The sequence below is a fragment of the Sporolactobacillus spathodeae genome (genome assembly GCF_016908935.1).
Lineage (GTDB): Bacteria > Bacillota > Bacilli > Bacillales > Sporolactobacillaceae > Sporolactobacillus > Sporolactobacillus spathodeae.
Genome location: NZ_JAFBEV010000004.1, coordinates 96,194 through 120,173 on the forward strand (window position 1 = coordinate 96,194; position 23,980 = coordinate 120,173).

The 23,980-nt window shown below is 48.0% G+C and carries 21 protein-coding genes; 2 read left to right on the plus strand and 19 right to left on the minus strand.

Features of this window, described 5'->3' with window-relative positions; translation table 11 throughout:
• Nucleotides 1-289: 289 nt before the first annotated feature.
• The 12 genes from trxB to JOC27_RS03200 all read right to left on the minus strand — a co-directional run bounded on the left by trxB (nt 290) and on the right by JOC27_RS03200 (nt 14,669).
• Complete coding sequence (trxB, locus tag JOC27_RS03145; protein WP_205005553.1) at nt 290-1,246, minus strand: thioredoxin-disulfide reductase; 957 nt, start codon at nt 1,244-1,246, stop codon at nt 290-292.
• A 143-nt stretch (nt 1,247-1,389) separates the two neighbouring features.
• Nucleotides 1,390-2,901, minus strand: coding sequence for a tetratricopeptide repeat protein (locus JOC27_RS03150; RefSeq protein WP_205005554.1), 1,512 nt, complete (start codon nt 2,899-2,901; stop codon nt 1,390-1,392).
• A gap of 496 nt (nt 2,902-3,397) precedes the next feature.
• On the minus strand, nt 3,398-4,042 hold the full coding sequence (gene ppaX / locus JOC27_RS03155; RefSeq protein ID WP_205005555.1) for a pyrophosphatase PpaX: 645 nt from the start codon (nt 4,040-4,042) through the stop codon (nt 3,398-3,400).
• A 55-nt stretch (nt 4,043-4,097) separates the two neighbouring features.
• Entirely contained in the window at nt 4,098-4,904 is an 807-nt protein-coding gene (gene lgt / locus JOC27_RS03160; RefSeq protein WP_205005556.1) for a prolipoprotein diacylglyceryl transferase, read from the minus strand.
• A gap of 14 nt (nt 4,905-4,918) precedes the next feature.
• Nucleotides 4,919-5,839, minus strand: a complete 921-nt coding sequence (gene hprK, locus JOC27_RS03165) for an HPr(Ser) kinase/phosphatase (RefSeq protein ID WP_205005557.1) — start codon at nt 5,837-5,839, stop codon at nt 4,919-4,921.
• Nucleotides 5,840-6,001: 162 nt separating this feature from the next.
• A complete protein-coding gene (locus tag JOC27_RS03170) occupies nt 6,002-6,385 on the minus strand; it encodes a phage holin family protein (protein ID WP_338062761.1) in 384 nt (127 codons plus the stop codon).
• Nucleotides 6,382-6,573, minus strand: coding sequence for a PspC domain-containing protein (locus tag JOC27_RS03175; RefSeq protein ID WP_205005558.1), 192 nt, complete (start codon nt 6,571-6,573; stop codon nt 6,382-6,384). The genes JOC27_RS03170 and JOC27_RS03175 overlap by 4 nt, the downstream gene beginning before the upstream one ends.
• 70 nt (nt 6,574-6,643) lie before the next feature.
• Nucleotides 6,644-8,314: a methyl-accepting chemotaxis protein gene (locus tag JOC27_RS03180; protein ID WP_205005559.1), complete on the minus strand. Its 1,671-nt coding sequence runs from the start codon at nt 8,312-8,314 to the stop codon at nt 6,644-6,646.
• A 292-nt stretch (nt 8,315-8,606) separates the two neighbouring features.
• A complete protein-coding gene (gene uvrA, locus JOC27_RS03185) occupies nt 8,607-11,486 on the minus strand; it encodes an excinuclease ABC subunit UvrA (RefSeq protein WP_205005560.1) in 2,880 nt (959 codons plus the stop codon).
• Between the two features lie 7 nt (nt 11,487-11,493).
• A complete protein-coding gene (gene uvrB, locus JOC27_RS03190) occupies nt 11,494-13,464 on the minus strand; it encodes an excinuclease ABC subunit UvrB (protein WP_205005561.1) in 1,971 nt (656 codons plus the stop codon).
• Nucleotides 13,465-13,964: 500 nt separating this feature from the next.
• On the minus strand, nt 13,965-14,285 hold the full coding sequence (locus JOC27_RS03195; protein ID WP_205005562.1) for a hypothetical protein: 321 nt from the start codon (nt 14,283-14,285) through the stop codon (nt 13,965-13,967).
• Nucleotides 14,286-14,360: 75 nt separating this feature from the next.
• Nucleotides 14,361-14,669 carry an IDEAL domain-containing protein gene (locus JOC27_RS03200; protein ID WP_205005563.1) on the minus strand — a complete coding sequence of 103 codons (309 nt, stop codon included), beginning with the start codon at nt 14,667-14,669 and terminating at the stop codon, nt 14,361-14,363.
• 72 nt (nt 14,670-14,741) lie between these two features.
• Between JOC27_RS03200 and JOC27_RS03205 the strand changes: the two genes are divergently transcribed.
• A complete protein-coding gene (locus JOC27_RS03205) occupies nt 14,742-15,011 on the plus strand; it encodes a DUF3892 domain-containing protein (RefSeq protein WP_205005564.1) in 270 nt (89 codons plus the stop codon).
• 340 nt (nt 15,012-15,351) lie between these two features.
• Complete coding sequence (locus JOC27_RS13645; RefSeq protein WP_420832715.1) at nt 15,352-15,783, plus strand: YaaC family protein; 432 nt, start codon at nt 15,352-15,354, stop codon at nt 15,781-15,783.
• Between the two features lie 63 nt (nt 15,784-15,846).
• Here the strand turns inward: JOC27_RS13645 and JOC27_RS03215 are convergent, their stop codons facing one another.
• From JOC27_RS03215 to JOC27_RS03245, 7 genes are all read right to left on the minus strand, one after another.
• Nucleotides 15,847-15,999, minus strand: a complete 153-nt coding sequence (locus JOC27_RS03215) for a hypothetical protein (protein WP_205005565.1) — start codon at nt 15,997-15,999, stop codon at nt 15,847-15,849.
• Nucleotides 16,000-16,497: 498 nt separating this feature from the next.
• Nucleotides 16,498-16,788 (minus strand): AbrB/MazE/SpoVT family DNA-binding domain-containing protein, encoded by a 291-nt coding sequence (locus JOC27_RS03220; RefSeq protein ID WP_205005566.1) that lies wholly within the window; start codon nt 16,786-16,788, stop codon nt 16,498-16,500.
• A 148-nt stretch (nt 16,789-16,936) separates the two neighbouring features.
• Entirely contained in the window at nt 16,937-18,139 is a 1,203-nt protein-coding gene (locus JOC27_RS03225; protein WP_205005567.1) for a PDZ domain-containing protein, read from the minus strand.
• A gap of 408 nt (nt 18,140-18,547) precedes the next feature.
• On the minus strand, nt 18,548-20,014 hold the full coding sequence (locus JOC27_RS03230; protein ID WP_205005568.1) for a S41 family peptidase: 1,467 nt from the start codon (nt 20,012-20,014) through the stop codon (nt 18,548-18,550).
• A 499-nt stretch (nt 20,015-20,513) separates the two neighbouring features.
• Nucleotides 20,514-21,407 (minus strand): permease-like cell division protein FtsX, encoded by an 894-nt coding sequence (ftsX, locus tag JOC27_RS03235; protein ID WP_205005569.1) that lies wholly within the window; start codon nt 21,405-21,407, stop codon nt 20,514-20,516.
• Complete coding sequence (ftsE, locus tag JOC27_RS03240) at nt 21,397-22,083, minus strand: cell division ATP-binding protein FtsE (protein ID WP_205005628.1); 687 nt, start codon at nt 22,081-22,083, stop codon at nt 21,397-21,399. Before ftsE ends, ftsX begins: the two co-directional genes overlap by 11 nt.
• A gap of 603 nt (nt 22,084-22,686) precedes the next feature.
• Entirely contained in the window at nt 22,687-23,577 is an 891-nt protein-coding gene (locus tag JOC27_RS03245) for a YitT family protein (protein WP_205005570.1), read from the minus strand.
• Nucleotides 23,578-23,980 lie beyond the last annotated feature (403 nt).

A 23,980-nucleotide genomic window follows, 5' to 3' on the forward strand; every position in this document is an offset into this window, starting at 1 on the left:
TGCAACTCGCTTGCCGCGAGCGCACCGCGAGCCTCCGCGAACAGGCAAAAATCTGCGAGGCCCGTCTGGCACGCTGTTCCCGCAAGGCGCCAGAGCGCCTTCGCTCCATTTTTTGTGCAAAATCTAAAAAAAAAACAGCGCGCTCAGACGCACCGTTCAATAGCTTTTCTATAAAAAAGGGGGGTCAATTCATAATCTGATCATACCCTTTTTTTATTGCATTATAATTACAACGAGATTAAAGCGATATAAAGTTCATGCGAACTGCAGCAAAGGGCGCTGAATTCACTCAGCCTTCGCCAACTGTCGTCGCATCTTTTAGTTTCTCAACATATTTCTGCGCATTTTCCGCAGCGATGCTGCCGTCTCCAGTTGCTGTGACGATCTGGCGCAATTCTTTCTGGCGCACGTCACCAGCCGCAAAGATGCCCGGAATTTTTGTCTCCATCTTCTCATTAGTCACAATATAGCCGTGTTCGTCCGTAATCGCCAGGTTCTTCACCGCAGCAGTCAGCGGATTCATACCGACATAGATAAACACGCCATCAACAGGCAATTCAGACGTTTCACCCGTCTTTTTATTTTTCAGCGTCAGGCTGCTGACTTTTCCATCTGTCCCATTTATTTTTTCACAAACGGTATCCCAAATAAAATCGACTTTTTCATTATTGAACGCACGATTCTGGAGAATTTTCTGTGCCCGCAACTGATCGCGACGATGGATGATGGTGACGCTAGCCGCAAAGCGCGTCAGATACGTCCCTTCTTCAACCGCGGAATCCCCGCCGCCAATCACTGCCAACTTCTTGCCCTTAAAAAACGCGCCATCGCAAACGGCGCAATACGACACACCGCGTCCTGCCAATTCCTTTTCGCCAGGAACACCTAACTTCCGATATTCAGCACCCGTCGTCAGAATCACTGTGCGGCTCTTATACTGCTTGCTGCCGCAATCAACAATTTTGAAATCCTTGCCGTCGCGGATTTCTTTAATGTCTCCGTATGCATAGACAGCGCCAAACTTCTTGGCGTGTTCAAACATCTTATTCGACAAATCCGGACCGAGAATCGATTCAAAACCCGGGTAATTCTCGACCGCTTCCGTATTGGCCATTTGTCCCCCAGGTATCCCGCGTTCAATCATCAATGTATCCATATTCGCGCGTGCAGCATAAACAGCGGCAGTCATGCCAGCCGGTCCTGCTCCGGCGATAATCACATCATAGATTTTTTCATCCTGTGCCACTTAAACATCCCTGTCCTTCCGGAAAAAGTTAGCGATCTCGATAATTTCTATCCGCTAGGTTATCCATTCTTCTGATAGTTCTATGCTAATGAATTAAAAAAACAAAGTCCAGAATCTTGCCTGCACGCTGTTCTTTGCGATATTTACTCAAATTCTGCTTCTGTCTGTTGCTGTTCGAGCGCATCCATTAGTTCATGCACGTGTTTGCGAATGCGATAAACCGAGGTTCCCGTTGCTTCAGCAACACTTTTCTGTGCGCAATGCTGCCCGTATTCTTTCTCCCAAAGATATACCAGAGTCGCCGCCCAACCCGCACAGTCGGTCTGACGATCGCGAATCAGCAGTGAGTCAATAATATACCAAAAATTGTAGACTTCCGGTCGTTTCAATACTTCTTTCTGACTGCCAAAATATTTTTCAACGTAGCGAACAATCTCAAGACCATTATCCGGACTGCCGGATTGCTTTTCAGCAAGTAATCGTCCAGCAACCGTTCGCACCATTGGGCAGCTTCCTTTTATCTGCAGCTGATCGAGTTGCTCCCAACTGCCCTGACCGGAAAGATAAAAAAGTGAGAAAAGCTGATACGCGCGATTATTCTCGCTCAATTCATTCGCAATCAGGTCGCTGATCATGAAATTTTCTGCGGCATCTTTTTCATAGAGCATATCCTGAATCTTGCCGTATTTGAACGGATGATACGGCTTATTGCTAAAATAGTCGACCTGTGCCCATTTTCTCCGCGCGCCCTGTTCATCGCCGAGATGAAAAGCGGCAAGGGCCTGCCAGAAGCGAAAGACCTGATCGGGATGTGCGCCACGCTGCTCCGCTTGATTCAACCAATATGCAGCTTTCTCGTCATTGCCGATGTATAGATAAGTTGAGCCGAGTTTCCCGCAATGATCCGGATTCATTGGATAGAGCCGATCCAGTCGGTCGGTCACCTGGCGCAGCGCATCGTTTTGCTGCATTTGTTCAAAATAAGTGGCCAGATTGCAAAGTGTATGAATATTCCCTGGATCCCGCGCCAATACTTTTTCCGCCGTCTCGAGCGCGTCATTGGTGCGTCCAAGTGAAAAATAAGCAAGTGTCAAATTGTTCTGCGCCGCGAGGAAATCCGGCTCATCTTCTGTCACACGCGTGAACAGGCGGACGGCTTCATCAAAACGGCCATGTTCCAAAGCGAGCCGCCCTTTCTCATGAAGGCGCACATATTTAGATTCATCAAGATCGATGAACTCATCCGTTTCTTCTGTCAGCATCTCAAAGAGCTCACTGGCTTCATCTGCGAACGCGCCATTTGGCTCCAGCGTCAGATAACGCTGCACGGCTTCCAGAGCAGCCTCGAATTCGCCCAAATAGGCATAATTATTTGCCATGAAAAAATAGCATTCCGTCATTCCCGAATCAATCTTGTAAACCACCTTTTTAAGCAACTGTATCGATGATTCATAATACTCAAGTTCGGAGAAAATCGCGGCTTGCTGGCAAAGATACTCGACGTCATTCGGTTTGAGCTTCAGCGCGCGATCAAGATATTTGCTCGCACGTTCCAAATCGCCTCTCTGATACCAGTTCATTCCTTTTTGGTAAAAAAATTCCGCCGTGGGACGAAACGGAATGACTCGCCTCTCTTTATGCTTGATGTCATTCATTAAATCAAAAAACCCCCATCGTTCCTAATTAAATCTTTCTATTATTATACCATAAAATAAGCGACACAAATTGCGCCCAATTGTCTGTACCTGAGTTAAAGTGTCATCATGTTGCCTAAGATTAGAAAAAACTAGCTGCGCCGCAACAAACACGCTTTTCCTAAAGGCGCCAGCGCACCTGTGCTATATTTTTCGCCAAAAGTCATATACATTCCTTTCTCTTGGCTTTGTTAAAATCTGCTGTTGTTTTTTTAGTCGTTTATTACCATCTGTTCGCTTGCCGCGGGCGTACCGCGAGCCTCCTCAAACAGGCAGAAGTCTGCGAGGCCCGTCTGGTACGCTGTTCCCGCAGGCGTCTCACACATTGCCTTTTCGTCAGAAAATCAACATTAAATTTAAACATAGCTTTTCTCTTAAAAAAAACAGAAGCAAAACCGTTCGGCACGAACGTCTTGTTTCTGCTTTTAACTCTATTGAATTAATAAGAACGAGTAATTTATAAGGACAAGGCGGTGCTTGCTAGTGGCAAAAGCTCGGTCATCTGTTCAATCCAGTAATCGGGGCGACAGGATTTGAGGGCGCTTCCCTTCAGCGACCAGTCTACAGCCGCTGTCCGAACATGGGCGCGTGCCCCAGCTAGTATATCGGATGGGCTATCGCCAACCATGAGTGTTGTCTCCGGATCAGCATCGAGACGCTGCATCGCTGTTTCGACCGGTTCCGGATCTGGCTTCAATCGCGTCACATCGTCACCGGCAACAATTGTGTCGAAATAACGCGTCATCCCAGTAAACTGCAAACCGCGCAGCACCATATCACGCTTTTTTGTCGACACGACACCAAGCAAACAGCCGCCTTCACGTAATTTGCCAAGCGTCTCGCTGACGAGTGGAAAACGGCGAACCATCTGATCGTGGTGCTGGCTGTTATGCGCGCGATAGACATCGATCATCTGCGCGGCCTGTGTGGCATCCATTTTATTGAAACTGACTTCGAGCGGTTCGCCGATGAACGAAATGAAATCTTCTCGTTTATAGCGACCAGGAAAATAGCGATCAGCTGTATATTGAAACGATGCCAGAATCAATTCATTCGTATTAACCAATGTGCCATCCAAATCAAATAAAAAAGTGCGGATCAACGTCTTTCCCCCATTCTCAATCGTTCAATCGTTCAGAAACACGTCCTTGCATTCATCAGTCTAAATAACGCGGACGATCCGGTTTGCGTAACCGCCAATAGCCAATCAGCACGATGCCGACAATAATCAACAAGCCGGCGAGCCACTGCGAGACGCGTAGCGGGCCGAGCATCAGACTGTCCGTCCGTAGCCCCTCGATATAGCTGCGACCGATTGCATACCAAACCACATAGCTCATAAACAGCTCGCCGCGTTTCAGATTAACCCGTCTCAGGAACAGAAGCAGAATAAAGCCGGCGAAATCCCAAAGCGATTCATAGAGGAAGGTTGGAATATAATAGGTGCCGTTGATGTACATCTGATTAATTATAAATTTTGGCAAATGCATCGCTTGTAGCGCCGCGCGTGTCGTTGGCCCGCCATGGGCCTCTTGGTTCATGAAATTGCCCCAACGGCCGATTGCCTGACCGAGAATGACGCTCGGCGCCGCCACATCGGCGACTTTCCAAAAGGGCAGATGACGAACAAGACAGAAGACAACGGTTGTCGCGACAGCGCCAATCAGGGCGCCATAAATCGCGATACCGCCGTTCCAGATGGCGATAATCTGTCCCGGATGCTGCGAATAATAAGGCCATTCAAAAGCCACATAATAAATGCGCGCGCAAATCACAGCGATTGGCGCCGCAAACAAAATTAAATCAACATACGTATCCTGACCGAGACCCCGCCGCTTCCCTTCACGCATCGCGAGCAGCAGCCCAAGCAGCGCCCCGCAGGCAATAATAATCCCATACCAATAGATATGGAGCGCGCCAAGTTGAAAAGCGACCCGGTTCAGCGGTTCGATGGATGTATTCATTTTTTCGTATCACCTCAGCGTTCATGCAGCGTATCATTTAATCGGTCGGAAAATTGCTGTGCCGCATGATAGCCCATGTTTTTCAAACGGTAATTCATCGCCGCCACCTCGATAATCACGGCGAGGTTGCGCCCCGGACGGACTGGCAAAACGAGTCTTGGAATTTCCGTATCAATCAGCTTAATTTTTTCTTCATCAAGGCCGAGCCTATCGTAAACCTTATTCTGATCCCAGAGCTCCAAGTGGATTACGAGCGATACCCGTTTGTAGTTGCGTACCGCACCGGCGCCAAACAGCGTCATCACATTAATGATGCCAAGTCCGCGGATTTCGAGCAAATGTTGAATCAGCTCCGGTGCATTACCAACCAGTTCGGATTCACCCTCCTGACGGATTTCGACCGAGTCGTCGGCGACAAGCCGGTGCCCGCGTTTAACCAACTCTAGTGCCGTTTCACTTTTACCGACACCACTTTCGCCAGTAATCAGCACGCCGACCCCGTAAACGTCAACCAAAACACCGTGCACCGCTGTCATCGGCGCAAGCCGCGATTCCAGATAATTGGTAATCATGCTGCTAAGCCGTGTCGTTTTCATTTTTGATGAAAGAATCGGCACATGGCGTTTATTCGAGGAGATAATAAATTCATCCGGCACCTCAATGCCGCGCGAGATTACAATGCACGGTGTCTGTGCGGTACACAGCTGCGAGGTCCGGCGATAGCGTTCGTCAATACTTAATTCGTTAAAAAAAGAAAGTTCCGTCCGTCCCAGCAATTGCAGTCTGCGGCGGGGGTAATACGTAAAATAGCCGGCAATTTCAAGTCCGGGTCGGGAAATATCACTGACAATAATCTCCCGATCGACACCCTCTTTGCCGCTTACCAGCTTCAAGTCAAAATGTTCAATGAGTTCACTGACGCGTACTTTATTCATAAGCTGCTGCTGCCCGCCGTTGGGTTGATGCTGTTTCTCACTTTGCCGGCACGGCAGCTTTACCTCCTTATTCGTCGGACTCTGTATCCTTTTCGACGGTTATAGCCTTATTTTACCATACCTCATCTATGCATGTATCAAGCAAAACAAATGCGCCACTTTTTAGCGGCGCCGCAACGGTTTAATAATGAACGTGTGAATAATCATCTGCGCAATCGCCATGATGATGGCGACAATCAACGCGCTTCCGAAGCCGTCCAGCTCGAACTCCGGTCCCATAATTCCCGCTGTCAGCAGCAAGAGCAACGCATTGATGACAAAGATAAAGAACCCGAGCGTCAGAATTGTCATCGGTAGCGAAAAAATGAACAGGATTGGCCGAACGAATAGATTGAGCAGCGAAAGAATGAAGCTTGCGCCAAAAGCGGCGCCAATACTTGCGATGTGAACCATTGAATGCAAATAACCAGCCAGCGTCATCAAAATAATCATATTAATGACGCAGTTAATCAGCCAGTCCGTCAGCCATTTTCTCAAACGATTCACCGCTCTTCCGGCATGATCAAATAGGCAAGGAAATAGCCGATGATACAAGGAACTAACGCTGTCACCAAGGTAATAACGATAAAAATCAGCCGAACAAGCGTCGGATCAATCTCAAAATACTCGCCAATGCCGCCGAGCACACCTTGCAAAACCCGGTTCGAACGCGACCGATACAAACGTTTGTGCATATAAATTCCCCCTGAAAACTTCACTAAGTTAACTATACCCTTAATTTACAGCAAGAAACAAGGTTCTTATTTACGAGAAAATCAAAAAGGAACAAAATCGTTTCGTAAAAATTCTATGCCTGCCCAGCAAAAAATAAGCGAACCTTTTATAAGTACAGGCGTCATACCTTACTCTGTCGATGCCGGGACCTACTCTGTCGATGCCGGGACCTACTCTGTCGATGTGACGCCCTACTCTGTCGATGCTGCCTCCTACTCTGTCGATGTGACGCTCTACTCTGTCGATGCCGGAACCTACTCTGTCGATGTTCGTGCCTACTCTGTCGATGCCAAGCCCTACTCTGTCGATGTTCGTGCCTACTCTGTCGATGCCGGATCCTACTCTGTCGATGCCAAGCTCTTCTCTGTCGATGCCCACCCCTACTCTGTCGATGCCCACCCCTACTCTGTCGATGCCCACCCCTACTCTGTCGATGCCAACCTCTACTCTGTCGATGCCAAGCTCTACTCTGTCGATGCCGGGACCTACTCTGTCGATGCCAAGCTCTACTCTGTCGATGCCGGACCCTTCTCTGTCGATGCCCACCCCTACTCTGTCGATGCCGGAACCTACTCTGTCGATGCCCACCCCTACTCTGTCGATGCCGGAACCTACTCTGTCGATGCCAAGCCCTACTCTGTCGATGCCAAGCTCTACTCTGTCGATGCCAAGCTCTACTCTGTCGATGCCAAGCTCTACTCTGTCGATGCCCACCCCTACTCTGTCGATGCCGGCTCCTACTCTGTCGATGCCGGAACCTACTCTGTCGATGCCCACCCCTACTCTGTCGATGCCAAGCTCTACTCTGTCGATGTTCGTGCCTACTCTGTCGATGCCGGGACCTACTCTGTCGATGTTCGTGCCTACTCTGTCGATGCCAAGCTCTACTCTGTCGATGCCAAGCCCTACTCTGTCGATGTTCGTGCCTACTCTGTCGATGCCAAGCTCTACTCTGTCGATGCCAAGCCCTACTCTGTCGATGCCGGCTCCTACTCTGTCGATGCCGACCCCTACTCTGTCGATGTTCGTGCCTACTCTGTCGATGCCGGAACCTACTCTGTCGATGTTCGTGCCTACTCTGTCGATGCCGGGACCTACTCTGTCGATGCCGAGGCCTACTCTGTCGATGCCGGAAGCTACTCTGTCGATGTTCGTGCCTACTCTGTCGATGCCCGACCCTACTCTGTCGATGCCAAGCTCTACTCTGTCGATGCCCACCCCTACTCTGTCGATGTTCGTGCCTACTCTGTCGATGCCCACCCCTACTCTGTCGATGCCCACCCCTACTCTGTCGATGCCGGAACCTACTCTGTCGATGTTCGTGCCTACTCTGTCGATGCCAAGCTCTACTCTGTCGATGCCAAGCTCTACTCTGTCGATGCCCACCCCTACTCTGTCGATGCCCACCCCTACTCTGTCGATGCCGGAACCTACTCTGTCGATGCCCACCTCTACTCTGTCGATGCCAAGCTCTACTCTGTCGATGCCGGAACCTACTCTGTCGATGCCGGGACCTACTCTGTCGATGCCGGGACCTACTCTGTCGATGCCGGGACCTACTCTGTCGATGCCGGGACCTACTCTGTTGATGCCAAGCTCTACTCTGTCGATGCCAAGCTCTACTCTGTCGATGCCAAGCTCTACTCTGTCGATGCCAAGCTCTACTCTGTCGATGCCAAGCTCTACTCTGTCGATGCCCACCCCTACTCTGTCGATGCCAAGCTCTACTCTGTCGATGTTCGTGCCTACTCTGTCGATATTCCGCTCTGCACTGCTAATTTTCAGTCCTTATTTGCATCGAACGTGCTTCGGTTGCTCGCTTGCCGCGGGCAGGACGGGAGCCTCCTCGGACAAGCTGGAATCTGCGGGGTCTTCCTTGTCCTGCTCTTCCCGCAGGCGTCTCGCACCTGCGCTGCATTTTTGTGCAAAAATCCTTATACTTTGTTATCTCTAAATAAAGACCGGCTTCAGCGAAACGAAGCCGGTCTTTCGATTAAACATGTTCGGTTTGCTTTTCTTCCTGCAAAGTTTGTGCCGCCTGCCGTTTGGCATCACGTGCTAATATCGGTTTCAGATATTTGCCGGTGTAGGAACCGGGCGTTTCGGCGATTTGTTCCGGCGTTCCGACAGCGACAATCGTGCCGCCGCCATCGCCGCCTTCAGGCCCGAGGTCAATTAAATGGTCGGCGCATTTGATGACATCTAGATTATGCTCGATAATCAGCACACTGTCGCCGCTATCGACCAACGCCTGGAGAACGCGCAGCAGACGAGCAATGTCATCGGTATGCAGCCCGGTCGTCGGCTCATCGAGAATATAAAGCGCGCGGCCCTTTGTCCGCCGATAAAGCTGTGAGGCTAGTTTGACACGCTGCGCCTCACCGCCAGAGAGTGTCGTGGCCGGTTGTCCGAGCCGGATATAGCCGAGCCCGACAGCGTTGAGCGGTTCCAAACGGCGCTTGATCCGCGGCACATTTTTGAAAAATTCAAGACCTTCTTCAACGGTCATATCGAGCACGTCGGCAATTGTTTTTCCTTTATACATCACTTCAAGCGTTTCGCGATTATAGCGTTTACCGTGACAGACTTCGCACGGCACATAAACGTCCGGCAGGAAATGCATCTCAATTTTTATGATGCCATCGCCCGTGCACGCTTCGCAGCGGCCGCCTTTTACGTTGAAACTGAAACGCCCCTTTTTATAGCCGCGCACCTTGGCTTCATTCGTCGCCGCAAAGACGTCGCGGATCATATCAAACACGCCGGTATACGTCGCTGGGTTGGAGCGCGGCGTCCGGCCAATCGGCGACTGATCAATCTGGATCACGCGATCCAATTCTTTGATCCCTTTAATCGATTTATAGTCGCCAGGCGCGTCCCGCCGCCCGTTTAATTTCTGAGCCAGCGCCTTGAACAAAATTTCATTGACCAGTGTACTCTTTCCTGATCCGGAAACACCGGTCACGACCGTCATCACACCAAGTGGGAAGCTAACGCTGACATTCTTTAAATTATTCGCCTTGGCGCCGGTTATTTTAATCACCCGTTTGCCAAGCGACCGACGCGCCGCGGGAAGCGGGATAAATTTTCTTCCCGACAAATAGGCACCTGTCAGCGATTGCGGATCAGCCATAATTTCCTGCGGTGTTCCTTGCGCCGTGATTTGGCCGCCATGTTCGCCGGCTCCGGGACCGACATCGATGATGAAGTCCGAGGCCAGCATCGTGTCCTCGTCGTGCTCAACGACAATCAACGTGTTACCGAGATCCCGCATATGGAGCAATGTTTGAATTAGCCGATCGTTATCACGCTGGTGCAAGCCAATCGACGGCTCGTCCAAGATGTACAGGACGCCCATCAACTGCGAGCCGATTTGCGTCGCAAGCCGAATGCGCTGTGCTTCGCCGCCGGAGAGTGTGCCTGCCGCCCGGCTGAGCGTCAGATAATCGAGCCCGACATCAATCAGGAATCGCGTTCGCTGCATGATTTCGCGCAAGATGAGTTTCGCGATCGTCTGTTCTTTTTCCGAGAGTTCCAGATTGCTGAAAAAGTCGAGCATCTTGCGAATCGGTAGCGCCGTGACTTCACTGATATGCCGACCGCCGATTTTCACCGCCAGCGCTTCGGGGCGCAGCCGATGCCCGTGGCAGGTTGGGCACGGCTTTTGCATCATATACTGTTCCATCTGCTCACGAATATAATCAGACGTTGTTTCGCGATAGCGGCGCGCAATATTCGGGACCACACCTTCAAACAGCATTTCCTTGTCGCGGACTTCACCAAATTCATTTTCGTAGTGAAAATGAATCCGTGTCGTACCACCACCATAAAGAATAATTTTCAGCTTATCCTTAGGCAGCGCCTCAACCGGACAATTCATATCCACACCGAAAGTCGCGCAAGCCGAGCGCAGAAGCTGCGGATAATACTGAGAACTGGTTGGCTCCCATGGTGCAATCGCGCCGTCCGCAAGCGATTTCGATGGATCAGGAATCACAAGATCGAGGTCGACTTCCATCCGCGAACCGAGCCCGTCGCAGGCCGGGCAAGCGCCAAACGGACTGTTGAACGAGAAAAGACGTGGTTCCAGCTCGCCGATTGAAAAGCCGCAATGCGGACAAGAATGCTTTTCAGAAAACAGTAATTCCTCACTGCCGATGATGTCCACAACCACACGGCCGTCGGCCAGACGCAGCGCCGTTTCCAGCGAATCGGCCAAACGGCTGGCAACGCCATCCTTGACAACAACCCGGTCGATCACGACATCAATGGAATGTTTCTTATTCTTCTCTAGTGCCAGCTCTTCACTGACCTCGTGCATCTCGCCGTCAATGCGAACACGTACATAGCCTTGTTTCTTAATATCCTCAAGCACTTTGGCCTGCGTGCCTTTGCGTCCGGATACGATCGGCGCCAGAATCTGCAGCTTGGTGCGTTCCGGATAGGTCAGCACGCGATCGACCATCTGCTCAATGGTCTGCGACGTAATCTCCGTTCCGTCGTTCGGACAGAACGGATGGCCAATCCGTGCGAAAAGGAGTCGCAGATAATCATAGATTTCCGTGACCGTTCCGACCGTCGACCGCGGATTGTGGCTCGTTGTTTTCTGATCGATCGAAATTGCCGGAGATAAACCCTCGATCGCGTCAACATCTGGCTTATTGGTTTGACCGAGAAACTGGCGGGCATAGGCGGACAGCGATTCGACATAGCGCCGTTGCCCTTCCGCATAGATAGTGTCAAAGGCCAGCGATGATTTGCCGGAACCGGAAAGACCCGTGACAACGACAAGTTTATCGCGCGGTATCGTCACATTGATATTTTTCAGATTATGTTCCCTTGCGCCTTTGACGACGATATTTTCAAGTACCATGAACGGTTTATCCCTCCGCCTTCAATTCGAAAATAATATCCCGCAATTCAGCCGCACGTTCAAAATCAAGCGCTTTGGCCGCATTTTTCATTTCATTCTCCATCGATGCCACCGCTTTTCGACGTTCCGATGCGGTCATCTTGACTTTCTTTTTCTTCTTCTTGCCGTCTTCGGCCTCAACCGCATAAGTCGCCTTAATCAAATCCGGAATAGCCTTCTGGATCGTCTGCGGCGTGATATGATGCACCTCGTTGAATTTATTCTGAATCCCGCGCCGACGCTGCGTTTCATCCATAGCGAGACGCATCGAATCGGTGATCCGGTCGGCGTACATGATGACTTTGCCTTCCGCGTTACGCGCCGCACGCCCCATCGTCTGAATCAGCGACCGTTCGGAGCGCAGGAATCCTTCCTTATCCGCGTCGAGTATCGCCACGAGCGAGACTTCGGGAATATCCAGTCCTTCACGCAACAGGTTGATGCCGACGAGCACGTCGAATTCACCGCGCCGCAAATCGCGAATAATCTCAATCCGGTCGAGCGTCTTGACTTCCGAATGTAGATAATTGACCTTAACGCCCATACCTTTTAGGTAGTCCGTCAGGTTTTCGGCCATTTTCTTCGTCAATGTCGTCACAAGCACGCGTTCGTGCTTCTTCGTGCGGCTTGTGATTTCATCAAAGAGGTCATCAATCTGTCCCTTGATCGGCCGCACCTCGATTTCCGGATCGAGCAAACCGGTTGGGCGAATAATCTGTTCAATCGGTTTTCCAGAATGTTCCAATTCATAATCAGCCGGCGTCGCCGAAACATAAACCGCCTGATTGACTTTTTCCTCAAACTCCTCGAATTTAAGCGGACGGTTGTCTTTCGCCGATGGCAACCGGAAGCCATTGTCGACCAGCACATTTTTACGCGCCCGATCGCCGTTAAACATGGCGCGAACTTGTGGCAGCGTCGCATGTGACTCATCAATCATCACAAGATAATCTTCAGGAAAATAGTCCATTAGTGTATACGGGGCTTCGCCTGGCTTGCGGAACGTCAGATGGCGCGAGTAATTTTCAATGCCTGAGCAGAAACCAACCTCTTCCATCATTTCCAAATCATAATTGGTTCGCTGCTCGAGACGCTGCGCTTCAAGCAATTTCCCGTTCTCTTTCATCAAGGCGAGCTGCTGCTTCAATTCTTCTTTTATATTCACAATCGCCCGCTTCATTTTCTCCTGTCCGGTAACGAAGTGCGAAGCCGGGTAAATCGCCACATGATCGCGCTCACCAACAATTTCGCCAGTCAGCGGGTCCATTTCAGTAATCCGTTCAATTTCATCGCCGAAAAATTCAATGCGCAGGCAATGATCATCGCGAGAGGCTGGGAAAATTTCCACGACGTCACCGCGGACGCGAAACGTGCCACGCGTGAAATTGATATCATTGCGCGTGTACTGTGTGTCGACCAGTCGCCGCAGCATCTCATTGCGCTCAATCTCCATCCCCCGGCGCAAGGAAACAACGAGTGATTTGTACTCTTCCGGCGAACCTAAACCATAGATGCAGGACACACTGGCGACAATAATCACGTCACGCCGCTCGAACAGCGCACTTGTCGCTGAGTGACGCAATTTATCAATCTCGTCATTAATACTGGAATCTTTTTCAATATAGGTATCCGTCTGCGGAATATACGCTTCCGGCTGGTAATAATCGTAGTAGCTAACAAAATATTCAACCGCGTTATTCGGAAAAAATTCCTTAAATTCGCTGTACAGCTGGCCGGCGAGCGTCTTATTATGAGCAATCACCAGCGTCGGCTTCTTCACTGTGGCAATCACGTTTGACATCGTAAATGTCTTGCCTGTCCCCGTCGCGCCGAGCAATGTCTGGTGCTTTTTGCCTTGACGAATGCCCTCGACCAGCTGGCGAATGGCTTCAGGCTGATCGCCCTGTGGCTGAAAAGGGGATACAAGTTGGAAATCCATCCGTCTGCCTCCCAAAAGTTAATTGCTTACTTCGAATCAGAAATCCAAGAATTTACTAAAATTATAGCATATCTTTCGCGAAAAACGCCAAAAAAGCGAACAAATATTCTCAAATACTCTTTTTCTGCTACATTGTATCCTGATTTTCGCGTTTTAGCATGACTCACACACCCAGTGTCCGATAATTCTGTTGTAGTGTCCGAAAAAAGCGATCAAGTATCCGATTTCAGTCTATTTTAATCAACTGCACCGATGCAGATGGTCTTGACACTGTCATCCTCTTCTTTAAATACTAGCTTTAACTGTCAACGCTCCGCGTTATAACTTTGTATCCTGATTAGCGGAACAAGTAAATCCCATTCGCCCATAATTGGTTTACTTTGACATTTTTCAGATTTTGAACTGGCTTCGGATCTCTGATTGGATCTCATACCTGCATAACCTCCTAATCTTGTGTAAATAAAAACAAGACACCGTGGTTGGTGTCCTACTATAAATCATTAATGATATCTCTTGATAAATTTTTCTAGAATATCTTTTATTTTACCTTCCGTTATTCCATCACCAGTATAAATTGTTAATTGATAGATTTGATTATCTTTTCGTCCTCCACCACCATTGACAGGATCCGTAAAGGGCTCACGAATAGATTTCTTGGTCTCAAAATAAAATGTGATGTCTTCTGAATATGGTTCGTGAAGTCCAGAAGCAATATCAAATCCGGACATTTCTAGTACCGTTTCCATTCGTCTAAACAAATCTTTTACAATCCTGCGAATGTCTGTCGTTTCAAAATAAGTTTTTTCTTCATCATCCGCCAAAATTAGTCATCTCCATTCTGCAGACTACATTAGCATTCATCAAAATGGAACAAAAATCCTGCATGAATACCTATTCTAAGGAAAAAAATCTTGAACGTGATGCCATAGACTGTATTCATGAATCAATTCTCTAAACCATTCTTCATCTCTCGTTTGAAGCGCTAAGTCAATCAGATTCCCGATATCATCAGGAGATAAACCTGCATAGGTATACGCACAGATCTCATTGTACTTAATGACTAAACATTGCAATCTCCTGTGATTTTCGCTCTTAATCACTTTCACTGTACATTTTTTCCTAATCACGTCATTGTGAATAATATAGCCGATTATCTTATCTCTTACATATACAGCACCTATCCAATCACCAATGTCTATTTTCATCATAGATCACCTACTTATTTATGATTTTTCTTAAGATAAGAAGTATAATCAATTCAGAAGGAGGTGATACCAATGGCCTATGAAATTAAAGCAATTCACCTTGATAATAGTTTTTCTCAATCAACAGAAAGTATTTCAAAAGTAAGGTTATCTGACGGGACCGTTGAAACTAAACAACAGGTTGTTAATTACATTGATCAGAATTTAGAATATTACTATACAACCTCTTACAACACCCGTGCAGATGTCGAATCTGTTCATCCATACAACAGGACACCATACATCAGGACAAAAGGAAATCAGACGACAAAAGATAACTTGTTAAGTTTGCCACAGTTTTAAAATATATTTCTTTTTGACCTGTTGCCGCAGGCCTTTTTTATTTATGATTTATTGCAATAAAAAAGCACCTTCTCAGATACCTTCTTTTCATAATCATTTAAACATCGCAGGTGCGCCGTATTGGTTTAATTGCTTCCTCATTTACTGAATTTTTATCATTTTATTACTAAAATTGAACACCAAATGTGTGCGAGCATAAAATATCACTTATCAGTCAGAACCTGAAATTTTTATCCCTATTTATAATCCAGTATTCGTTCAAAGAAAAGATTACAGATCTAATTCACGTGAGGCGTGGTTCACGTGTAAGATTGATGAAGCTTTTGCAAATGGACATTTAATCAATAAATTACCAAGTTTATTCGAAAGGGATTTTTATAATGTAAATGGATTTTCAATCAGAACGAAAAGAAGAATCAAATGGGTAGGAAGTAACCATTCAACAAAAGCAAAAAGTATGAAAAGGCTTTCTAATCTTCATAAACGTGTTCGGCACCATATTGTTTACATTTCAGGAACTACAACTTCTTGGTATCTTAAAAGAGCTAATTTACCTAATAAATTAATAAATCGTTCATCATTGCCTCTAATATTTGCTGCTATGCATAGATTAAGTGAATTATCACGATACGAAAATATTTTGCTCTATAAACATTTAAACAGCCAGGAGAACTGGTTATTAACCCAGTTTATCGAACTTTCACGTTTCCAGTTCATTGATGAAATATCATCCGAAATTACGGGACAAAAATTAATGAAAATTAAAATTTAATTTAGAAATAGGCCATAGCTATTTTATTTTTATTTATTTCTCATTTGCCCAGATCATGCATGATTATACGCTAGGCTTGACCATTCCAATGAATTTTTCTATTTCTCCATGAGAAAACAATGCAATTTCGCCATTATGTACACTTCTTTTTAACACTTCATCAGCTTGCACAGTGCGTGCATCCCCAATCTGTTTCCTGTCCACTTCTTTCCCCATGTTCTTTTTTATCCAGTGCATCATATTGAACAGCATCAATAAGCGTGGGATCCATTAGATAAACTCGTGCCCGTTCCGGAACCCGCCCTGACTTCATCCACTTTCTTTGCGCGTTCCAAATCTCTCTCTACCACTAGGTCCTGCTTAAACCATCTGTTCCTCATTTTCAGCAACTACACTTCGGTCGCACGCTTTCCTTTGTTAGACCGTGATCATCCTCAGTCAGTCGACAATCTGCGAGGCCCGTCCGGCACGCCATTCCTCCAAATCACGTAACTTATTCGCTTATTAAGATAAACTTGGCTTTGCCAAGTCCTTTTTGCAACAATGCGCTCCGGTTGCTCGCTTGCCGCGGGCGCCGCGCGTCTCCTCAGACAAACTAGAATCTGCGGGGTCTCACCTGGCTCGCTTTTCCCGCAAAATCACGTAACTTATTCGCAAGTAAAAAAAGAACTTCCGTACTCGGAATGAGTCGGAAGTTCTTGGAATTATTTTTGCTTAACCTTTGGCGTCTTCGCCGATATACTTTTCAATTTCGTCAACAACTTCTTTTGCTGCCTTGCGGCTCAAAATCAGTTTGCCGTTCGCTAAAACGAGGTTGTCCGGCGAGACTTCATTCGTAATCTGGCAAGCCATGGTCGGCACATACTTTTTGAAAATAATCCGTTCGTCTTCCGTGAAAATTTCCAACGGATCGCCTTCTTTAATATCCATCGTCCTTCTCAATTCAATCGGAATCACAACACGTCCCAGTTCATCGACTTTGCGTACAATCCCTGTTGATTTCATCTCTGGTCAAAAGCTCCTCTCCTGCATTTTTTCCCTTTATAATTTTAAAAAAGATTCATTCCCGTCTCCGATGCGACCGCCGTCAGAGAACGCTGAAGCCCTTACATATCCAAATTTTTCTTTCTGTACATATTATTCGCAAATGCCCTCACGCTTTTGTACTTTCCACATGATTCCATTTGTCGGATTCTAGAAAAAGGAAGCCAATGCGGTGCCCGTCCCCTTCATGGATCGGTCCCTTCGCGATTCGCGGTTCGCCGAAGCGATCGACAACCATCAATTTACAATAAGCCGGCTGTTTCTGAAGGGCTTCATAAAATTCGTATTCATTTTTAATTTTCTGATCATTGACAGAGATAATTTCTTCGCCTGGCTGAATATGCATCGCCTCACCTGGCGAATGCGGGATCACACCGATAATCCGCACACCTTGATTCGGCTGTGTAAAATAAAAAGGACTTGTTTTTCTCAAATGATGGGCTCGGTAAACAAGCGCCAGGCGGGCAGCGAACGCCAGCAGACCGCCAAACGGAACAAGGAATGGAAGGCGGAGCCAGAGGGCTAGTGCTGTGCATACGATCAGTACGCCCGCAATCGCAACCAACCAGCGGGCAGCCGTCTGCACCGCCCGTTTAGGAAGCGTATGCGTGATCAGTTGCGCCAGTCCAATGCCGACTGGAAAAATCAAAAAACCAAATGCGGATCCGACATGCGGAAGAAATGGCCACGGACCAACTGCAGCGATCGAACCCGCCGATGGGTAAAGGACGAGCATCGGCGCGATCCAGAGTTGACTCGCTTCATGTGCCCCAACAATCCCGCCACGACGACTGTTAATCAGACGCGGCGATGTTTGGCGCGCGCCGCACCAAAGCACAAGCAGTGCCTCGCTCAAAGCGGCAACGGAAAGAAAACAGCCGAGTGAGATAAAATCAACACCGCGAATCTGAGCGATCCATTGATTGATCAATGGATAAGGTGTGCTGAGCGGCGGGCAAAGGAAAGCAAGAACCGCCGTCAAACCGCCGGCTATCGCCGGTGACAGAAAACGCAGTTGACCGGGTAGCATTGAGACCAGATAGCAGAGTCCCAAAAGGACAAACACACCCGGCTTAAGCGAAACACCCAGGGCGACAAGAACTACTGAGGCAAAGAATCCGGCTAGCAGACTCGGTGCAAGGCTACGAAAAATTGTGTTGAACATGCCGTACGCTTTTACATGAAACGAACGGCGTTCCCGCTTGACCCGTTGCGCGCTGAACAGAAACAAACCCGCAAGGAACAAATAAAGCATTGGATTGATGAAAAAAGAGACAATGCCCTGGAGCAAAGCTTTGAGTATATCTGCCATCCCGAATTCCCCCAACAAGAACATTGCAAAAAATAACCTACCTTAAGAATACCGCAAAAAGCGTCAAACTGTGAAATTTTTTATTCCTTTTGATGAACGATTTTTGACGAATTAGCATAAATTTTCGAATTGCACTGCGATGAAACCCACTTACATAACTTATCTTGAATTGAGAGGAAAATTTAGCTTGGTCAAATCGTTTTTGCAGCAAATACGCTTCGGTCACTCGCTTGCCGCGGGCGCCGCGCGTCTCCTCAAACAAGCTGGAATCTGTGGGGGCTCACTTGGCTCGCTGCTCCCAGGCGTCTCGCACCTGCGCTCTATTTTTTCGCAAAAATCATATAAAAAAATGAACCGCCCAGCATCGGACGGTTCGCCAAATTTTCTATTGATTTTTAACGAGAAGCCTTATTTTAATTCCTTCATGATTTCCTGCTCGGCCACATGGAGCTGGCGGTCGTTTTTCTTATCGGAAATCGCCTTGATGGTCGCCGCTTGAAGCGCCGAAGCCGTTTGACGATTGATCGTACCTGTTACCGCAAGCTTGGTCTTCGCCTGGAAAGCTTTCACAGCCTGCTGCGTCTGTTTGCTGAAATAGCCGTCGGTCCGTTTCGGATTAAACCCTGCCGCAAGCAACATTTTCTGCGCGTTGGCAATAGCCGTACTGTTCTCATCGAATTTCAGTACCTGACCCTTCTTAAGCGTTACGGGCATCGCATTGAAATAAGACGGTTGCTCCACCTTGATCGTCGGCTGAAGGCCTTTATGATGGATCCAGTCGCCGTTCGGCGTCAGCCACTTGTCAGTGGTCAACTTCAATTCACTCTTATCGGACAGCTCAATGCCCTGCTGAACCGTACCTTTGCCGAATGACTTCACGCCGATCAGCGGATATCCAGCCGCTTGATTGAGCGCACCGGAAAGAATTTCTGCCGCCGAAGCGCTACCGCCGTCGATCAGATCGACGATCGGATAACTTTTCTTCGTCTTTAGCGTCGAGTAGAACGGATGCTTTTTGCCCGAACGATCCTGAATCTGAACAATTGGCTTCTGATCCGGAATCAGCGAATTGCCGATCTTCTCAACGGCCTGCAGATAACCGCCTGGATCGCCGCGAACATCGATAATCAGCCCTTTCATTTGCTGATCTTCCAGAGCTTTCAGTGCCTTGGCAAATTCCTGATCGGTATTTTCGTTAAACTGCGTAATCGCAATATAGCCAATCGCTTTGCCGCTTTGATGCAGCATTTCATAATTGACCGTGCGAATCGGAATCGTGTCCCGTTTAATATTAAAAGTCATCTCATTGCTGACGCCGGGCCGTTTGATCATCAGCTTGACGGTTGTTCCTTTTTTGCCGCGGATTTTGTCAACAGCCTGGTTTACGTCCATTCCCGCCGTCGACATGCCATTGATCTGGACAATCTGGTCATTCGGCTTCAGGCCAGCCTTCGCAGCAGGTGATCCCTTGATCGGTGAAACGATACTGATCGCGCTGCCGACTTTCTGCACTTCAGCGCCGATTCCTTGGAAAGAGGAGGAAAGCGACTGCGTGAAGCTGCTCGCCGTTTTTGCATCCATATAACTCGAGAATGGGTCATTGAGTGCATCAATCATACCTTTTATCGCGCCGTCATACAGCTTCGTGCTGCTGACTTTGCGGAAATAATCTTTTTCAATCAAATCATGAATCGCTTGAATTTTGGCGGCGCTGTCGCCAGTCACTTCTGTACTTGTGGTAACAGATTGACGCTGCGGCGCTGCCGCTTGATTCTGGCTGCCTGCGAAACTGAAGGCCGCGTAACCGCCCGCGACGCCAACGATCAGCGCAAGCGCCATAAGAAGCGCGACAACTTTGCCGCTGAATTTTTTCATAAAACTTCCTCCTTGACAACAAATGGCCTTTGGTCTACTTATCATACCGCATGCCGACCTGTTTGTCTTGTCCGCGTCGTTTACAAGACGGCTTGATTTTCATAACATCGGCAGAAATGAGTAAAAAAATTCCTCAGCACTTAGAAAAACTTGGCGCAGCCGAGTCTTTTTTGCAAAAATTACGCTTCGGCTGCTCGCTTGCCACGGGCGATCCGTGAGCCTCCTCAGACAGGCGTCTCGCGCCTGCACTGCATTTTTGACTGAAATCAGATACATTTTTTTGAACAAATAACGTAAAAAGATCCTCCACGGCGGAAGGATCTTTTAATAATTTGGCTCTCTTAAAGTCTTTTGTTGTTTTTAATCAACTATTTTTTCATGTGTTCGCTTGCCGCCTCGTACCGGCAAAAGTCTGCGGGGTCTCGCCAGCACGCTGTTTCCGCAGGCGTCTCACACATTTATTTTTTGTCAGAAGAACAAAATTAAGATGAAACGATGCTTATATTTTTAGAAATTTACGAATTGAGCTGAGGCTACCCCAGACACCAATCGCGGCGCCAAGCAAGAGAAGCATCATGCTGAGATTGACCGCCATCGTCTGATAAGGAATCAGCTGAATCAACATTGCAGACAAGCTGACGCTCATCGTGTAATAAGCGTAATGGTAAACAATCATAACCACGAGAATCGGAATGATTGCCCCGATCACACCCATGGCGAGTCCTTCAATAAAATAAGGCCAGCGAACGTAAGCATTGGTCGCCCCGACCAGTTTCATAATTTCAATTTCCTTGCGGCGGGCAACAATCGTCAGCTTGATTGTATTGGCAATTAGAAAAATCGATGTAAAAAGCAGACCGATAATCAGCACAATGCCGACGTTACGCGCGATGCTGATCACTTTAAACATCTTTTCCACAGTGCCTTTGCCGTAACGGACGTCAGAGACATTCGGCAATTGCTTGGCTGCCGCGGCCACTTTGATAGTATCGAGTGGCTGGCGTGTTTTCAGAATAAATGAGTTCGGCAGCGGATTTTCCTTTTGCAAATCGCTGAATGTTGTCTTGTCATTGCCAAGACTCTTGAGCAGCTCATTGAGTCCTTGCTTCTTCGACTTAAATTCAACGGATTGCACGTTTTTGATTTGTTTCAGCTGCTGCCCCAAATGCGCTTGATCCGCTTGAGTCGCCGACTGCGCGACATACACATTAACTTGGACGTTGCTTTCCAGATCGCCGGCGATTTTATTCAAATTGAACATAACCATCATGAACAAGCCGACCAAGACGAGCGACACCGTGACGGCACTCACGGAAGCAAACGTCATCCAGCCATTACGTCCAAGGCTTTTGAAGCTCTCACTGACGTGATGTTTCAAAGTCCTAAGCTTCATAACCATAGTCTCCTTCCTCTTCATCGCGAACAATCATGCCGCCTTCAAGCGCAATCACGCGGTGCTTCAGTTTATTGACGATTTCGCGGTTATGCGTCGCCATCACGATCGTTGTCCCTTGATCATTGATTCGCGTGAAGACATCCATAATCTGCCAGGACGTTTCCGGATCCAAGTTTCCGGTTGGTTCATCGGCAATCAGGACCGGTGGCCGATTGCAGATCGAACGGGCAATCGATACACGCTGCTGCTCGCCGCCAGAGAGCTGATCGGGGAACGAGCGCATTTTATGCTTCAGTCCGACAAGGTCGAGCACTTCCATGACGCGTTTTTTAATCAGGCGCGGATGTTCCTCTATCACCTCAAGGGCGAACGCCACATTTTCATAGACCGTCATTTTCGGCAGCAACCGGAAATCCTGAAAAACGACACCAATCTTGCGGCGGAAATACGGAACCTGACGATCTTTCAACGTGGCGATATTTTTGTGATTGATAAAAATTTTGCCTTTCGTCGGCTTCAATTCTCTGAAAATCATTTTAATGAAAGTCGATTTCCCGGCACCACTCTGCCCGACCACATAGACGAATTCGCCCTGTTTGACCGACAAATCGACGCCATTTAGCGCCATCACGCCATTGGGATAGGCCTTCCAGACGTTTTGCATCAATATCATGTCTTCCATAAGTCTTAGTCCCCCATGCCCCTCTTTTTATTCAATGTCATTCGACAGATTTCTCACGTTATCAATTATTCAATGATTGCTTTGCGCCAACCCGCCTGATCGCACGCAGCGCACAGGTCCGCGGTTGCACAAGTTTCATTATACCATTCCCGCCTCGCGCTTTCCGAGAGAAAATTATTACATTTAAATTTCAAAATGTGCGATTTTTTGTAAAAAATCGTCGATTGATGGCGGATGATGAAAAATTATTTCGGCTTTGTTAACACGCAAACTTAAGGTTGGCCTGTAAAAACAGGGCTTAGGATACAGGGTCCTGGCACAACGAGACAAAGCTCGGGACGATCTTCCAATTTTTGGGCTGTGATTGAATGCAATCTATAGGCTGTTTAATGCGCTAAATGACCATTTTTAATAAAAGCGGCATTCAACGAACGAAAAGCGTGCCACAACTAACGAAAGCGCCGCTTAACTAACGAAAGCGCCGCTTAATCCTTCTAAATTCACTCAAAAAATCCGCCTTGTTCCAATCGAACAGGCGGATTTTCTCTAAATAGGAAGCTTTCCAGCGCGCCGGAAAGCCTCAGCCTTTCATTTTTAACGATAGAAGCCTTTGCCGAATACTTCCATCGCGTTGGTGACAATGAAAAAGGATTGCGGATCAATCGTGCGAACGAGTTGCTTGAGCTGCGTCAGCTCGTTTTGCGACACGACAGTCATCAGCATTGGCCGATCGTCGCCGGTATAACCGCCCTGGCCCTCGATCCGGGTCACGCCGCGGTCAATTTCGCTTAAAATCGCTTGGCGCATCTCGTCCTCTTTATTCGAAATAATCAGCGCCATTTTATCCATCGTGAACCCGAGCTGAACGACATCAATCAGCTTCATCTGAATGTAGATACTGATCATCGCGTAAAGCGCAGATTCCAGTGAAAGAAAAAACGCCGAGGCGAGCACAATCATACCGTCGATCATCGATACGCAGGGGCCAAGCGACAGGCCAGTAAATTTATGAATCATTTGCCCCGCAAGCGCGGTTCCACCAGTCGAACCCCGACCGAGAAAGACAATACCGAGACCAATGCCGACACCAGCGCCGCCGAAAAGCGCCCCAAGCAGCGGATTATGCGTCACCGCTGGCAAGCCAGCTGTCAGGTAGACTGATAGTGGCAGACAGAGCGTGCCAACCAATGTTTTCAGCGCATAATCTAAATAGCCGAAACTGCGGCCAAGAACGAGCACCCCGCAAATAAATAGCGGAATATTGAAGCCCCAGATCACATAAGCCGGTATCCAGCCAAGCGTCCAGTGCAAGATGATACTGATCCCGCTGACGCCGCCGGCCGCAATTCGGTTCGGCAGCTGAAACACATTAAAAGAAATACCGAGGATGCACGCACCAACGATAATATACAAATAATCGCGCAGCACCCGCCGCCAACCGCCGGCAATGACCGCATGCTTATCCCTTTTTTTAAAAAATTCCATTTGTAACGCTCCTCTTTTTACCTTGAATCAGGCGTGTCCGTAAAAAGTGCAACGAGTCTATTTTACGTGATCGTTGTCCGCGCGGTCAATGGCAGCAGCTCGAACAAGAGTCGTTTCTCTTTCTCATGAAGTATAATAAAAGGCATGAGTCATGCGTTATTGTTCGACCGTTTTTTTGCAAATAATTATTGGCGTTATCAAGTCTTGTTTGGCAACAATTTGCTTCGGCTACTCGCTTGCCGCGGGCGCACCGCGAGCCTCCTCGTACATGCTAGAATCTGCGGGGTCTCGCTGGCACGCTGTTCCCGCAGGCGTCTCGCGCCTTCGTTGCATTTTTATACAAAAATTTTATGCTTTATTATCTTTGTACACATCACTTGTTGTCTTTGCATATTTTTCTTTA

Coding starts and splice junctions, on each gene's coding strand:
- ftsX (WP_205005569.1), bottom strand. CDS start 21,407: ATGAAGCTTAGGACTTTGAAACATCACGTCAGTGAGAGCTTCAAAAGC.
- JOC27_RS03245 (WP_205005570.1), bottom strand. CDS start 23,577: ATGGAATTTTTTAAAAAAAGGGATAAGCATGCGGTCATTGCCGGCGGT.
- JOC27_RS03200 (WP_205005563.1), bottom strand. CDS start 14,669: ATGAAAATAGACATTGGTGATTGGATAGGTGCTGTATATGTAAGAGAT.
- JOC27_RS03215 (WP_205005565.1), bottom strand. CDS start 15,999: ATGGGGAAAGAAGTGGACAGGAAACAGATTGGGGATGCACGCACTGTG.
- hprK (WP_205005557.1), bottom strand. CDS start 5,839: ATGAATAAAGTACGCGTCAGTGAACTCATTGAACATTTTGACTTGAAG.
- uvrB (WP_205005561.1), bottom strand. CDS start 13,464: ATGGATTTCCAACTTGTATCCCCTTTTCAGCCACAGGGCGATCAGCCT.
- lgt (WP_205005556.1), bottom strand. CDS start 4,904: ATGAATACATCCATCGAACCGCTGAACCGGGTCGCTTTTCAACTTGGC.
- JOC27_RS03230 (WP_205005568.1), bottom strand. CDS start 20,014: ATGAAAAAATTCAGCGGCAAAGTTGTCGCGCTTCTTATGGCGCTTGCG.
- JOC27_RS03175 (WP_205005558.1), bottom strand. CDS start 6,573: ATGCACAAACGTTTGTATCGGTCGCGTTCGAACCGGGTTTTGCAAGGT.
- JOC27_RS03220 (WP_205005566.1), bottom strand. CDS start 16,788: ATGAAATCAACAGGGATTGTACGCAAAGTCGATGAACTGGGACGTGTT.
- uvrA (WP_205005560.1), bottom strand. CDS start 11,486: ATGGTACTTGAAAATATCGTCGTCAAAGGCGCAAGGGAACATAATCTG.
- JOC27_RS03150 (WP_205005554.1), bottom strand. CDS start 2,901: ATGAATGACATCAAGCATAAAGAGAGGCGAGTCATTCCGTTTCGTCCC.
- JOC27_RS03225 (WP_205005567.1), bottom strand. CDS start 18,139: ATGGCAGATATACTCAAAGCTTTGCTCCAGGGCATTGTCTCTTTTTTC.
- JOC27_RS03205 (WP_205005564.1), top strand. CDS start 14,742: ATGGCCTATGAAATTAAAGCAATTCACCTTGATAATAGTTTTTCTCAA.
- ftsE (WP_205005628.1), bottom strand. CDS start 22,083: ATGATATTGATGCAAAACGTCTGGAAGGCCTATCCCAATGGCGTGATG.